The organism is Leptospira adleri (assembly GCF_002811985.1).
GTDB classification, from domain to species: Bacteria; Spirochaetota; Leptospiria; order Leptospirales; family Leptospiraceae; genus Leptospira; species Leptospira adleri.
This window is the reverse complement of sequence record NZ_NPDU01000028.1, coordinates 23,547-38,090: the sequence shown is the minus strand read 5'-3', so window position 1 is coordinate 38,090 and position 14,544 is coordinate 23,547. Positions and strand designations below refer to the sequence as shown.

The following is a 14,544-nucleotide window of genomic DNA, read 5'->3' as shown; positions in this document are numbered from 1 at the left end:
GTCAATGTATAAAATTCAGGAATAGAGCTTTCGCTCCGACCGAAGTCGCTTGCTCTTGAAGTCGTTTCGGTTTCTATGGTGTCATGCGGCTTTTGCTCATTCAACCGCCGGTGGAAGATTTTTACGATACTGATATCCGATTGCAACCAATCGGTCTTTGTTATCTCAAGGGGGCCGTACAAAAATTCTTACCGGATGTCGAAGTGATCATTCGTGATTTTCACAGAGGCAACGGAAACAAACTTGCGGGAAGAAGAACGCTTCCCGTTCCTAAGGAACTCAAGTACTTAAGAGAATATTATCCGGTCGCGGATAAAAGTCCGTTCTCCACTTTTTTCGAATACTTTCGCTTCGGCGCGTCTTACGAAGACATAGCCAAGGAAGCAGAATTGCTTCGACCGGATCTGATCGGAATATCGTCTTTGTTTTCGCCTTATTATCGGGAAGCCTTAAAAACGGCGGCGACGATCAAAGAAATTATGGACGTTCCGATTATTATGGGCGGTTCTCACGTTTCGGCCTGTCCGGAGTTGATGCTTTCCGATCCGAACGTCGACTTTATCATTCGAGGAGAAGGTGAAAAACCGATCTGCGATCTGCTGAAAGAATTCAAAAACGAGAAACGTTATGCGACCGTTCCTTCTCTCGGATGGAAAGAAAACGGAAAGATGATTCTCAATCCGATCGGAGAAAACTTTTCGATCAGCGAACTCGCACCTCCGGATATATCTTCGCTTTCAAAAGAACACTATCTTTTCGAAGGAAAGCCGATGCGTTTTATCATCACCTCGAGAAGTTGTCCGCATCGATGCAGTTTTTGTTCGGTTCATACCACATTCGGAACCAAGTATAGAAGAAACACCGTCGAAAACGTGTTAAACGAAATCAAGGAATCTTATAAACTCGGCTATAGAGTTTTCGATTTTGAGGACGACAACCTTACCTTTTTCAAACCGGAGATGAAACAACTCTGCGAAGAATTAATTCGGACCTTCCCGCAAAAAGACGTTCAATTCGTAGCGATGAACGGAATTTCCTATATCAGCCTGGACTCGGAACTTTTGCATTTGATGAAGGAAGCCGGATTTACCAATCTAAATCTTGCGTTAGTCAGCTCGGATAAACTAGTTAGAGAAACCACCAAAAGACCGCACACGATCGAAAAATATCTGCAGATCGTACAGGAGGGGTTTGCTCTCGGTTTTAACATCACATCTTATCAGATTCTCGGGCTGCCGATGGAAACTTTGGATTCCATGATACAAACTCTTCAGTTCAACGCGGAACAACCGGTTCTGATGGGAGCTTCACTTTTTTATCTCACGCCCAATTCTCCGATCGCCGCTGATTTTCCCGACAGAAACGAATCGGACGTATTTCTTTCCAGGTTGACTTCGATGGCGATTCCTTCCGAACATTTTGAGAGAGAAGATATTTATTCTCTATTTATCGTTACCCGCATTTTAAACTTCCTAAAGAGCGCGCAGATTCCTGAAAAAGAAACGTGTTCCCTTTCGGAAACACTTTTGATTTTAGAAAAAGCGGGAGTTCGATCCTCGATTGGAGTAAAACTTTTTCAAAAACTTATAAAGGAAAAAATTCTTTATGCTTTCACGAGTCGCGAAGAAATTCCTCTGGAGAAGTTTCGATACCGCATATTGGAGAGAGTTTTCGGCGGATTAAAAAGAATCACAACGCTTTCCGGAGGAACAATTCTTATTCCCGATTGGGAACAAATAGAATCCTTACTGACCGCCGATTGGAATGCTCGTTCGAGTTCGGTTTAAAAAATCCGAAATACGTATTTCTAAACGTTAAGAAAACGGATTTGAATTTAATAGAGACGAAATTCTTTTTCTTCTATTCTTGTTCGAATGAAGAAAGCGAGCGCCGTAATTCCTTGACAGATTTTTGAAATCCGATACGGATTCTTCGTCGATTCCAAATCTTTTATGAATATTCTATCCTCGTTCTTATTTTCGTTTACTATCTTCGGATCCTATCTCGGAGTTTTGCTCTGTTTCGGACAACTCGTTCTCGAAAAAAAAACCGCGCTCAATCGATTGCTGGCGACGTTATTCTTAGGATTGGCTAGTTTGCAAATCAGCGTTCTTTGCATCTTAACAAAAGGTGAAGAATCGTTCCCGTTTCTCGTTCTTCTTTATCTTCCGGTTTTGGGAACGATAGGACCTATCCTATACGGAATCCATAAAATCATACAGGATCCGAATTTCGAGGAGAGCAAGTTCGGATTAAAAACGAAACACTGGATTCTTCCCGGAATCCTTTGGATCCTTTATTTCACAAGTTCCCTATTTCCGAGAACTACGATCCGGGGAGGAATTCGATTTTTTCTAACGAGCCCGGAAGCGCCGAATTGGATTTGTCTTTTCCCTTTAGGGATCCTTATCGCCTATCTTTTCGCGATCATTAAAGGTAGCAGAATACTTTTTCAAATCGCGGTTCTACGGAACGAGTGGACAGCGAGAGTTCTTCTTTACATAATTTTCGCGACTACGATCAATCATTTTACGGCCGCGCTTTTTCTATTTCATAAAAATGGAATATTCCTTCAACTAAGTTCTTCTTTGATGGCTCTTAGTCTTTGTGTTTCCTATCTCATAGGAAGAAAATATCCGCAGTATTTTCAAAATCTTCAGAGTGTCGCGAAAGAATCCGCAAAAAAATACGCGCGTTCCCTGTTGCAGGGTTTGAATCTAAACGTGATTCGGCAAAACCTTTTGATCTGTTTTGAAAAAGAAAAAATTTTTCGGGACGAAGATCTCACCTTATCGATCTTAGCCGAAGAACTCGCACTCACACCGCATCAACTTTCCGAATTTATCAATCAAGAGATGGGAAAGAATTTTGCGGCGCTCGTAAACGATTATAGAATCGAAGACGCCTGCGCGCTTTTGATAAACGAACCGGAACGTTCGATCTTAGACATCGCTTACGAAGTCGGATTTCGAAGTAAAACCTCGTTTCATCGTTCTTTTCTCAAGGGAGTGGGACTTCCACCTTCCGAATACCGGGAACAAAATAGGAAAAAAGTTTTTTAATTTCGAAATCTAGGTTAGAATTTTCGGTGAGGCCGGGCCCGGTTTATAAACTGGGACGACGGGTTCTAAGAACCGAGTTAGCATGAAGCCGAATTCATAAAATCGGAAACAAGATCGTCATCATGAGTGTGCAATTGAAAACCGCAAACAGAAACTATGAAGTTCTTTCGGAAAAAGAAAGGACTCAGAAAATTATACGATGGATTCGATTCTGGGATTCGAAAATCCGGACTCGATTTCCTTTTTTTACGAAACACCAAGATACGATCGGTCTGGGAATCACTCTCTGTTCATCTTCTTTGATGATCGTATTCGCGGGACTTTATATAACCGGTCGAATTCCGTTTTGGCTTTGTATTTTGTCTAACGCGATCCTTGCGTCTTTTTTGCACGAGATCGAACACGATCTGATCCATAACCTTTATTACAAAGGAAATTCTAAAATTCAAAATTTTATGTTCTGGGTGGTATGGCTCTTTCGGACCAACACGGTAAACCCATGGTTTCGAAAAGAGATTCATCTTTTACACCACAAGGTTTCCGGAAATAAGGAAGATGTTGAGGAAAGAATGATCGGAAACGGGATGTCATTCGGTTGGAGAAGGTTGTTCACGATGATCGACGGAAATATGGCCTTAATCCTCCAAGGCAGAAAGGTAGGAAAGGACGCGTATTCTTATCTCCGAAAAATAAAAGCTCCTAGAATCATCGGTCCTTACAGGGAGACTTTCTTTTTACTCTGGTATCTTTTTTTGATTCTCAATACATTCCATTTTTTGAATTTATTTGCGGGCTCTCCGTTCGGACAATTGTCGTTTTTAAATCCGGTCATTTCGACGCTCGACACGATCGCCGTAGTTTATCTCATACCGAACTGGATCCGTCAAACTTCGATTCAGATTGTTTCCTCCAATATGCACTACTACGGAGGCATTACCAACGTATATAATCAAATTCAGGTTCTAAATTCTTGGTTTGTTTTCCCTTTTCATCTTTTCTGCTTTAACTTTGGAGCGACTCACGGGATCCATCATTTCGTCGTCAATCAACCTTTTTACCTGAGACAATTGGCTTCGTATTTTGTTCTTCCCGCTATGAAACGTTATGGAATTCGCTTTAACGATTTCAAAAGTATGCTCAAAGGAAATACCAAGAATAGTATGGAAACCTCCTCCGAATTTTCGGAAGCGTCCGCTTTCAAACCTCAAACTTAAAACAAACCGATCAATGTAAATGCAAAACAACGTAAATTCTTACGAAGAAAAACAAGCACGACTTCTTGATAAGGCCGAATCCGCGTTTTGGCTCTTAGATCGGATTTCTTCTATGAACTTCGCCGTAATCGCAGAAGGCGAAGGCGACTTAAATCCGGATACGATTCGGAAGGCGTTGGATTTTGTTCAAACAAAACACCCTCTTGCAAACGTCAAAGTGAAACTCGAAAAGGAGTTCCGCCTTAGTTTTCAAACCGCGACCGAAAATAAAATCCGTCTCAAAATTTTCAAATTAGAGAATCCGGATTGGAAGAAAAAAATAGCGGAAGAAGTTATGATCCCTTTTTTGGAAGAGGAATCTCCTCTTATACGAGCGATATTTTTTCGTTCGGAATCCGGAAACTGGATATTCGTCGTCGTCTTTCACCATAGCATCGCCGACGGACGATCGGGCTTTTCGTTTCTTGCGGAGATTCTGCGGGAATGTTCAAGAAATTTAGATAATTATAATATTATTAATTTTAAAAAAATACCGGATTCCGTTCTTTCTTTGCTAAAAACCGGAAATGAAAATCCGGAAAAATTTAAAAAACCGAATTTGTCCGAAGAAATTACGGTAAAAACAGCTTCCCTACCTGCTTTTTCCAAAAAGAATCAAGATTCAAATCCCGTCGTGACTCGTTTTCAACTTGCAAAAGAAGAATTACAAAATTTACTCCGCCTTTGCAGAAACAACGAAACCACTCTTCACGGAATCATCGGTGCGGCGCAGCTCGTATCGTTGTATTCCTTATTCGAAACGACGGATCCGATTCTTTTAAACCTCTCCAACCCCGCGGATCTAAAAAAGGATTTAACCGAAAAAGTCCCTGCGGAAACATTAGGACTTTATATTACACTTCTTACTCTGGGAGTCGTCGTTCGAGAAAAATCGGATCTCTGGGAGATCGCAAAGGAAATCTCCTCTGGACTGAAGACGCGGATTGGAAACGGATACAACGACGTTTCCTTTTACGATCTCATTCCTCCCGCCGATCAGATCTTGAGCAGACCGAACGGCGTCAAAGCGCTTTCGGCGCTTCTGCAAAGATTTCCGCAATCCAGCGTTCTGAGTAACGTGGGTATTTTACCCGACTTACCGAAATTCGACCACTTCGACGTTTCGAATCTTTCTTTTACTGTCCATCCGGCTTTTTCCCAATCGGTGTTCGTTTCCGCATCCACATATCGGGAAACACTCACGATCCTTCTCAATTACGATTCCAATCGATGGGTTCCCGGGAAATTCGAAGTTTTTAAGGAAAAATTCGAGGGATTTCTGAGGGGGAATCGGATTTAACAGAAAATTTGAATATTCTTCTTTTTTAAAGTTTTTTCCTGGAAGACTCTATATGATCGGACCAATGATCCAAAGTAGATTTGAGACCGACTAGATCAAGAGGTTTAATCAAACAATCATTCATACCCAAGGAGACGTATTTTTCCTTACTACTTTCGATCGCGTCCGCCGTCAAAGCTATGATGACCGGAAATTCCGAGGTTTCTTTTCTGGAACGGATCCATCCCGTCGCTTCAATGCCGTCGACTTCGGGCATGTGGATATCCATAAGGACGATATCGAAAACGTCCAACTGCATTCTTTCAATTACTTCGCGGCCGTTGTGAACGACGACCGGATCGTAGCCGAGTTTTTTTAAGGATCTTTCGATCAAAAGACAATTCGTCTCATTGTCTTCCGCAACGAGGATGCGCATTTTTTTCGGAACCACATTCAAATAAACCTCGTCGAGTCCCCTCGTCGTTTCGGGTTCCAAGATCGAATCCATTTCGGATTGAGAAGCGATATCGTAAACAATCGAAAAAGTAAACTTGGAACCCTTTCCTTCCTTACTTTCCAAAGATAAGTTTCCGCCTTGAAGTTCGATGAGTTGTTTCGTGATACTCAATCCAAGCCCCGAACCGCCGAACTTTCTTGCAGTGGAAGAATCGCTCTGAGAGAAGGCGTCGAAAACCTGTTTCTGTTTATCTTTCGGTATTCCGATTCCTGTATCGGAAACCGCAAATTCGATGGAAACCTGATTGGAGGAGATTTTCTTTTCGGAGACTTTCAGAACCACGCCTCCTTGACTGGTGAACTTGATACCGTTACCAGCGAGATTCCATAAAATTTGTCTAAGTCTCAGTTGATCGCCGGACACAAATTCTTGAATGTCGTATTTGCCTTCCAGATTGAATTCTATCTGTTTTCGTTTTGCCAAAGGACGAAGAAGATCGTGAATTTCGTCCAAAACGGAACGGATCGAAAAAACTTCCTTATCGAGAACGATCTTGCCGGCTTCAATCTTTGAGAAGTCAAGAATATCGTTTATGATCTGCAAAAGCGATTTAGCGGAACCTGAAAGAATTTTCGTATATTCTTTTTGTTCGTCGTTCAGCTTGGTCGTACTCAACAACTGAACCATACCGAGCACCCCGTTCATCGGCGTTCTAATTTCATGACTCATGTTCGCAAGAAAACTGCTCTTGACCTTCGAAGCCTTTTCGGCTACTTCCTTCGCTTGGATCAATTCCCACTCGGTCTCCCTTCTCTGCTGAATCTCTTTTTTAAGAAGTACGATATTCTTATGAATTTCCGTTTGAAGACCTTCTTTGAGTCTAAATTCCAAATCTTTAATTCTTTGTACGAGCATAATGGAGAATAGAATCGACTGCGAAATAAAAGCCAATTTTAGAACGTGAAGGGAAATAAAGTTTATCGTAAGAACTCCGGTCGCGCTTAGATTCATTACGATCCCGGCCGTAGGAAAAATCAGATGGATCAATAAAAGAGTTTTCGCGGACTTAAAACCTTCTTGAATTCTTAAAAAACAAAAATATACGATGATCAGATTGTTTATAAGAATCCAGTAATACGAAAATTGATTCAATTGAATCGGGGCGATCGTCGCCGCCGGAATCAAAGCCAAATTGAAGATAGTATAAAGAGTGGTTACGATTTTCGCTCTTTTGCTTTTTTGTTCCGGATATAAAAATTCCAACGAAAACAAAAATATGAATAAGCTCGCAGTATAAACGAGAACGAGAGTAGCCGTAAGGTAGTATTTTCCGTATTCGGGTTTGAACGAATTGAGAAACAATCCGTCCCAGGAAGTCAGATATACGGTAAAAAATGATATCATTAAAAAGTAATATAAGTAGGACCTTGTCCTAAAGAAAAAGTAAAGGGAAAGATTGTACAAACTCATCGCGATTCCGAAACCGAGAGTCAATCCGACCACGACAAGTCTAAACTGTTTCGTAACGCCGAACTTTTTTTCCGATTCCAAAAGGAGCGGGATCCTGAGAGGAGTTCCGCTTTTGATACGAACCGCGATTTGTATCGATTCTCCTGGCCTGAGATAAAAATCGAGCGACGGAAAATTTTCTTCGTACTTTCGGTTGGCGCCCGCGGAAATTTCGCGCGTTATCTGTTCATGTCCGTATTTATAATGGATGTCGACTTCTTCCAGATAAGGATTGTAGATTTCGAATTCTCCGTTAAACTCGTTTTCGGTATCGTTCTCCAGAGGAATATAAAACCAGACCGTCTCCTTTGAAAAACCGAGAGAAAGAAGTTCGGAAGGAATATTCTGAAAATCCAATCCTTGCGGCTTCGAAAAGATTTGTTCTTTGAATTCTTTACCGCTCGCGTCTTTAAAATAATGGACGAACGTTCTAAGGCTGTCGAGTTTTTGGAGTTGAGAAATTTTTCCGTTCTCTCGAACCGAGGAATCCCCGAACACGGAAAAATTGAGCAGCAAGGCCGCGCCGAGGACTAAAAAAAATTTCATTTTGAATTCAAAAAACCGAATTAGAAAACAGGTAATTTTGATATATATTCTCGTATCCGTTCTATGAGTAAAAAGGTTTTTTCATTGGAAATTCCTTTTACGAATACTTATAAAAAGAGACGATCTAATTTAGAAAATTCCGGCGGTTTAGCCTAAGATCTTTTCCATCTCGATCCAAAACGAGTTCTTAAGATAAAGGCCGGATTTTTTAGACGGAATTTCCGAGATCCGGAAATCCGGAAGAATTTTAGAATTCGGCTCCGATGATTTTATCGATCATACCGTATTCCAGAGCCTCTTTTGCGGAAAACCAAGAATCACGATCCGTGTCCTTCACCATTCTTTCCAAAGGTTGGCCGGTAGCCTTCGCCATGATTTCGTTTAACAAATCCTTTTCCCTTTTGACCGATTCCGCAAAAATCCGGATGTCCTCCGCCGGACCTTTGAATTCTCCCATAACGTGCGGTTGGTGAATCAGAATTTTACTGTGAGGATACGCTGCTCGATTTCCCTTGTCTCCGCAAAGAAGTAAAACCGCGCCGAAAGACATGGCCATTCCAAGACAAACGGTGTAAACCGGATTTCGAACGCTCTTCATCACGTCCAAGATCGCCAAACCTGCGTAAGTCGATCCGCCGGGAGAATGTATAAAAAGAGTGACCGGTCGCGTCGGATCCACCGTTTCCAAATATAAGAATCGATCGATGAGATATCTCGCCGAGTTATCGTTCACTTCACCCCAGAGAAAAACCTTTCTATGTTCGAGATATACGTTTTCGATCTGCGAATTCGGATTGAATTGAGTCGCTTCCAAATTCTTCTCCTATGCCGCAAGCGCGAGCCGCAAACGGGCTTCCGGTCTAAACGCTTCGCCGATTCCGTCTCTCAGAATGTTTTTCAGACGGAGATGCCTTTTTTTGATAAAAGAAAGAGTCTTTCCTTCGGACTTAGAAATTTCGTCTAACGTAAAATTCTTGTAATAATACATCTCGATCAACTTTTGATCTGACGGATCCAGCTTTTTTACGTTTTTAAGAATCGTCTCATAACATTCCTTTTCAAAAAACGAGGAATGCAACTCTTTCGAATTTTGATCCATACGATTCGGATCCACAAAAACCAAGGCTCTGTGTTCCTTCTTTCTAAGAATCCGATCCACGTGTTTGATCAAGGCTCTTTTGAGCAAGGAAGGAAACGCTGCGGGTGTTGTGATCTTTTCGAGATTTCGATAGAGATCCCAAAAAGATTCCTGAACCACGTCTTGAGAAAGATCCTCGTCTTTGAGAATCTTCGCGGCAAATTTCGTCGCAAAGCGCGAGAAACGTTTTTGCAAAACGGTCCAGGCTTGTAAATCTCCGGACTTCGCTTTGTCCAAAAGTTCGATATAGGATTTGTCTTTCATACGATCTAAAGTCCCCGCCGCGGCCTTTTTGGTTCTAAAAAAACGATCTTCCTCCGGGGATTTTTGAAAAAAAGTATTTTTCTTTCGTTAAAGCGCCCGGAGGAAATCGAAATTCTACGTTCTTCCTTTGTCTTTTAGCCTACTTTTGATCGCTTTCGACATCTGTTTGTCCCATTGCTTTCGCTTTCGAGCCTCGATCGGATCCGTAAGGACCTTATGAGCCTGCAATTCTTTCAGAAGTTTTCGATAAGACGCATAACGTTCTTCCTCGATTTTTCCTTCTGAGATCGCAGCCAGAACGGCACAACCCGGTTCCTCCCGATGCGTACAATCTCTAAAATGGCATTCCATAGCCGCGGAAGCGATCTCGGGAAATACGAGTTCGATCTCGTTCTCGTCTCCTCCGGAAAAAAGCCCCACCTCCCGAATTCCTGGATTGTCCATCAAAATTCCGCCTTGAGGCAGGAGAAATAGTTCCCTATGAGTCGTGGTATGTCTTCCGGTTCCGTCGCTTACCTTGAGAGTATTCGTTTTTTGAACTTCAGCGCCTAACAGCGAATTGATGATTGTAGATTTGCCGGCTCCGGACGAACCCAAAAAAGCGATCGTCTTTCCGGGTCGAATCCATTCCATCAAACCCTGTGTTTGTGAATCATCCAATGCCGATATCATCAATACGGGAACATCTCCGGCTATCTTTTTGATTTCGGAGAATTTTGTTTCGGGATCTTCGCAAAGGTCTCTTTTGTTTAAGACGATCGCAACTTCCGCGCCGCTCGTCTTAGCCAAAAAGAGATAACGTTCGATTCTTCTCGGACTGTAGTCGTTGTCAAGACCCATGATCACGAGTAAAAGATCTATGTTCGACGCGATCGCCTGGGATTGATTCCGTTTTCCCGGATCCGCCCTTTTTAAAAACGTTTTCCTAGGAAGAATTTTTTCCACGATACAAAGATCGTCCCCTTCGATTTCTCGAACGAGAATCCAATCTCCGGCGACAGGCGATTCTCCGGAGGATAGTAAAACTCCTGAAGAGATTCCTTTTCGTTCTCCCCGGTATGTTAGAATTTTAGAATATTCTCCATAAACGGAGATGACCCGCGCGGGAACGAGGTCGGCCAAGGGTTCGGAGAGAAACGACTCGGGATCCCAGCCGTACGAGGTGAGCAGTGAATTTGATTGTGACATTTGATTCCTTCTTATTTCGAAATGGATACGGAACTCCCTTCCCTTTTTCAGGAACGCCGGGAGTTAGAAGTTAAGAATGAAATCAAACAATCATATTCAGTTTTCTGAATTTCATTATAGATAAATCCCGCGTAAAAGTCAATCAAAGAACGGATCTTGCCGAAAGCGCCGAATTCTAAAAAGAGGGAGGATCGATTCCCGTCCGATACGAGTTTTTTTGAACCGGTTTGTATTCGTAAAATTCACGCGTTAGACATGAAATTTACGAACGAGCTGAATCTTTCTTTTTCGTTAATATCCGCGCGGTTTGTCAAAATATTATCGATTCTCAGGCTCTGATCTTACTATTTTTCTTGCAATATTTTCCTTTTTTGGAAATATTTTGCCAATTTAACCCAGGCAAAAACATTGATTAAAAAAATTTCACAGTCCATAGAGAAGATCAAAGGTCAATACGATACGATCGTTATCGGTTCCGGTTACGGCGGAGCGATCGCCGCATCCCGTCTTTCCAGAGCGGGAATCGAAGTCTGCCTTTTAGAAAGAGGCAAAGAAATTCGTCCTGGAGAATTTCCTAATAAAGAAATCCATGCATTCGAGGAAGTCCAAGCAAACTACGAGGACAAACACGTCGGCAGTCAAAACGGACTTTATGATTTTCACTTCAACAAGGATATCAACGTCCTCGTCGGATGCGGTTTGGGCGGAACTTCGCTTATCAACGCGAACGTTAGTCTCCGCGCGGTGCCTGAAGTTTTTCAGGACGAATGCTGGCCCGCGAACATTCGTAAAGAAGCAAAGGATCACGGACTGGATCCTTACTATTCCAGAGCCGAAGAAATGCTTCGACCGAATACGATTCCGAAAAAATATTCCAATCTTCCCAAACACGAAGCTCTCAAAAAATCCGCGGCTTTTATGGGAAAGGATTTTTATCCGACTCCGATCAATGTCACGTTCGAATCCAAGGTCAACCACGTCGGAGTTCAACAAGAGGCCTGCACAAACTGCGGCGACTGCGTAACGGGTTGCAACGTCTCTTCCAAAAACACAACCTTGATGAACTATCTTCCCGACGCCGCGAATTTCGGCGCCCAGATCTTTACCGAAGTCAAAGTCAATTACCTTGAGAAAAAAGAAGGCTACTGGTTGGTTCACTTCATTCCTCTCGGCGTGGATCGGGAAAAATTCAGCAAGGACGAACTTTTCATTCGGGCGAACACGATCGTTCTCGCGGCGGGTGCCTTGGGTTCCACGGAAATTCTTCTTAGATCCAAGGAAAAGGGACTCGATCTTTCGGACCAAGTCGGAGTTCGGTTTAGCGGAAACGGAGATATGTTAGGTTTTTCTTATAATGGAACCGCAAAGATCAACGGAATCGGTTTCGGAAGTAAGAAACAGAATGGAAACGGTCCGGTCGGTCCTTGTATCACGGGAGTGATCGATACTCGAAAAGGCGCTCCAGAACTCAAAGACGGAATGATCATAGAAGAAGGATCGATTCCGGGTGCGATCCGCGCCCAATTGCCCGCGGTGTTTGCGTTGGGTTCCAAACTCACCGGAGTTAAAACCAAAAAAGGTTTTGTAAGCTGGATCTTTGAAAAGATTAGAATTTTCTTAAGTTTTATCCTCGGTCCGTTCCACGGCGCCGTTCGTAATACGCAGACTTATCTTGTGATGGCGCACGACGGCAACGACGGAAAGATGTTTTTAAAAGACGATCGCCTCCGAATTTCCTGGCCGAATGTCGGCAAAAAACCGATCTTTGAAGAAATCAGCAAAATTTTAAAAGAGTCCACCATTCCTCTTGAGGGAACCTATATTAAGAATCCCGTATGGAATAAATTGACCGATCAGGATTTGATCTCGGTTCATCCTCTCGGAGGATGTCCGATGGGAGAAGATGCGTCGTCTTCGGTTGTAAACGAAAACTGTCAGGTATTTTCGGGAAAAAACGGAAAAGCGACGCATAACGGACTTTATGTGATGGACGGATCTGTGATTCCCCGATCGCTGGGAGTCAATCCGCTTCTTACGATCTGTGCGATCTCCGAAAGAGCCTGCGAAAAGCTCGTCTCTAAAAAAGGACGCAAGATCGATTACAGCCTTCCCTCTCATCCGAAAAATACGGACGTTGCGGACGATTCCACATTAGGAATCGAATTCACCGAATGTATGAAAGGATTTTATTCCACTCAATCGAAAGAGGATTACGAAAGAGGATTTCAGATCGGTCAGGACGAAAAAACTTCCTTTGAATTCTTACTTACGATTCGAAGCAATGACCTGGAAAGGATGGTTTCGGATCCTGAACACAAGGCCACGTTATTCGGAACCGTAAGAGCTCCTATGATTTCCAAAGACGTGATCACGGTTACAAACGGGGATTTTCTGCTCTTTGTAAACAGAGAAGATCGAATCGAAACTAGAAACATGGTTTATAAGATGATTCTCCAAACCGAAGAATCCAAACGTTATCTTTTTGTGGGAGCCAAATGGGTTCAGAACGACGGGATCACAAACATCTGGAGGGACACGAGCACGCTTTTTGTTACGATCTACGACGGTGAAACGGAAACGTCGCCTGTTTACGCAAAGGGAATTCTCCACATTCTTCCCGAAGATTTCGCAAAACAAATGACAACGATGAAAGTCATCAATTCCAAATCGATTGCGGATTCTATCAAAGGAATGGCGAAATTCGGCGCCTTCTTTACCGCGGCTCTCTACGACGTTTACGGAGGAGTCGCGAGCGCGATCGTTCCTTGGGACAAAGACGCGCGCCCTAGAACCAAAAGACCTCTTCGTGTTTCGACTCCGGAAACTTATTTTTTCAAAGCGGACGATGGGGCCGATCTTAGACTTCTGAGATATAAAGGCGGAAACAAAGGTCCGGTTCTTTTGTCTCCGGGTCTCGGAGTCTCCAGTTTGATCTTCAGCATCGATACGATCGAAACCAATCTTCTCGAATACCTTTTCGAAAACAAATACGACGTTTGGATGTTCGATTACAGAACTTCGATCGCGCTTCCTTCGGCGCCTCTTCCGAATACGGGAGACGTGATCGCGACGAAGGATTATCCCGCAGCCGTGAAAAAGGTTCGGGAATTGACCGGTGTGGATAAAATTCAAGTGGTTGCCCATTGTTTCGGAGCGACTACGTTTACGATGGCCTTGCTCGCCGGGCTGGAGGGAGTTCGCTCCGTCGTACTTTCTCAGATTTCGGCTAACGTCGAAGTTCCGACCTCGATGGATATCAAAGTGGGACTTCACACGGCCGAGTTGATGGATCTGATCGGAATCAAGGATCTGACGGCTTATACGACCGACCACGCGGATTGGTTGGATAAGTTCTTCAATTCGGCTCTCGCGCTTCAACCGCAGTCCTTCTTTTCACACGACGTAAATCCGGTGAGTAGAAGAATCTCGTTTCTTTATGGAAGTTTATACAAATTGGATAATTTGAATGAAGAGACTTACAGATACGGACTCGGAGAAATGTTCGGGGTCGCGAACATCAAGGCGTTCGAACACTTATCCAAGATGATCCGAGCACATAAAGTCGTGACTGCGACGGGAGCCGATGATTACGTTACACACATGGAACGTCTGAATCTTCCGATCACCTTTATCCACGGCGCGGAGAACCAGTGTTACCTTCCGGAAAGCACCGAACAAACTTATCAAACTCTGATCGATCGTTTCAATCCGTCCCAGTATGCACGTCACGTTATACCCGGCTACGGACATATCGATTGTATTTTCGGGAAAAACGCCCACAAAGACGTATATCCGCTCATCCTTCAGGCTTTGAAAAAATACTGAAACGAACGAATATATTAGAATTT

At 43.1% G+C, this 14,544-nt stretch carries 9 protein-coding genes; 5 read left to right on the top strand and 4 right to left on the bottom strand.

Translation table 11 applies throughout. The features are described 5' to 3' along the window. Positions 1–83 precede the first annotated feature (83 nt). From CH376_RS12215 to CH376_RS12200, 4 genes are all read left to right on the top strand, one after another. Positions 84–1,787: a B12-binding domain-containing radical SAM protein gene (locus tag CH376_RS12215; RefSeq protein WP_100787109.1), complete on the top strand. Its 1,704-nt coding sequence runs from the start codon at positions 84–86 to the stop codon at positions 1,785–1,787. Between the two features lie 165 nt (positions 1,788–1,952). After that, a complete protein-coding gene (locus tag CH376_RS12210; RefSeq protein ID WP_100787108.1) occupies positions 1,953–3,062 on the top strand; it encodes an AraC family transcriptional regulator in 1,110 nt (369 codons plus the stop codon). Positions 3,063–3,184: 122 nt separating this feature from the next. Then, positions 3,185–4,276, top strand: coding sequence for a fatty acid desaturase (locus CH376_RS12205; protein ID WP_100787107.1), 1,092 nt, complete (start codon positions 3,185–3,187; stop codon positions 4,274–4,276). 19 nt (positions 4,277–4,295) lie between these two features. Continuing rightward, complete coding sequence (locus CH376_RS12200) at positions 4,296–5,615, top strand: phthiocerol/phthiodiolone dimycocerosyl transferase family protein (protein WP_100787106.1); 1,320 nt, start codon at positions 4,296–4,298, stop codon at positions 5,613–5,615. A 25-nt stretch (positions 5,616–5,640) separates the two neighbouring features. Here the strand turns inward: CH376_RS12200 and CH376_RS12195 are convergent, their stop codons facing one another. The 4 genes from CH376_RS12195 to rsgA all read right to left on the bottom strand — a co-directional run bounded on the left by CH376_RS12195 (position 5,641) and on the right by rsgA (position 10,696). Then, complete coding sequence (locus CH376_RS12195) at positions 5,641–8,106, bottom strand: hybrid sensor histidine kinase/response regulator (RefSeq protein WP_100787105.1); 2,466 nt, start codon at positions 8,104–8,106, stop codon at positions 5,641–5,643. A 247-nt stretch (positions 8,107–8,353) separates the two neighbouring features. Beyond that, entirely contained in the window at positions 8,354–8,920 is a 567-nt protein-coding gene (locus CH376_RS12190; protein WP_100787104.1) for a ClpP family protease, read from the bottom strand. A gap of 9 nt (positions 8,921–8,929) precedes the next feature. Beyond that, positions 8,930–9,508 (bottom strand): RNA polymerase sigma factor, encoded by a 579-nt coding sequence (locus tag CH376_RS12185; RefSeq protein ID WP_100787103.1) that lies wholly within the window; start codon positions 9,506–9,508, stop codon positions 8,930–8,932. A gap of 114 nt (positions 9,509–9,622) precedes the next feature. After that, positions 9,623–10,696 (bottom strand): ribosome small subunit-dependent GTPase A, encoded by a 1,074-nt coding sequence (gene rsgA, locus CH376_RS12180; protein WP_100787102.1) that lies wholly within the window; start codon positions 10,694–10,696, stop codon positions 9,623–9,625. Between the two features lie 408 nt (positions 10,697–11,104). Here rsgA and CH376_RS12170 point away from each other — a divergent pair, with 408 nt between their 5' ends. Then, the gene (locus CH376_RS12170; RefSeq protein ID WP_100787100.1) at positions 11,105–14,521 is read left to right on the top strand and encodes an alpha/beta fold hydrolase; all 3,417 of its coding nucleotides are present in this window, start codon (positions 11,105–11,107) and stop codon (positions 14,519–14,521) included. Positions 14,522–14,544: the final 23 nt, after the last annotated feature.

What these genes read in the sequence shown, in the direction of transcription:
- CH376_RS12215 (WP_100787109.1), top strand. Translation starts at nt 84, where the DNA reads ATGCGGCTTTTGCTCATTCAACCGCCGGTGGAAGATTTTTACGATACT.
- CH376_RS12200 (WP_100787106.1), top strand. Translation starts at nt 4,296, where the DNA reads ATGCAAAACAACGTAAATTCTTACGAAGAAAAACAAGCACGACTTCTT.
- CH376_RS12210 (WP_100787108.1), top strand. Translation starts at nt 1,953, where the DNA reads ATGAATATTCTATCCTCGTTCTTATTTTCGTTTACTATCTTCGGATCC.
- CH376_RS12195 (WP_100787105.1), bottom strand. Translation starts at nt 8,106, where the DNA reads ATGAAATTTTTTTTAGTCCTCGGCGCGGCCTTGCTGCTCAATTTTTCC.
- rsgA (WP_100787102.1), bottom strand. Translation starts at nt 10,696, where the DNA reads ATGTCACAATCAAATTCACTGCTCACCTCGTACGGCTGGGATCCCGAG.
- CH376_RS12185 (WP_100787103.1), bottom strand. Translation starts at nt 9,508, where the DNA reads ATGAAAGACAAATCCTATATCGAACTTTTGGACAAAGCGAAGTCCGGA.
- CH376_RS12205 (WP_100787107.1), top strand. Translation starts at nt 3,185, where the DNA reads ATGAGTGTGCAATTGAAAACCGCAAACAGAAACTATGAAGTTCTTTCG.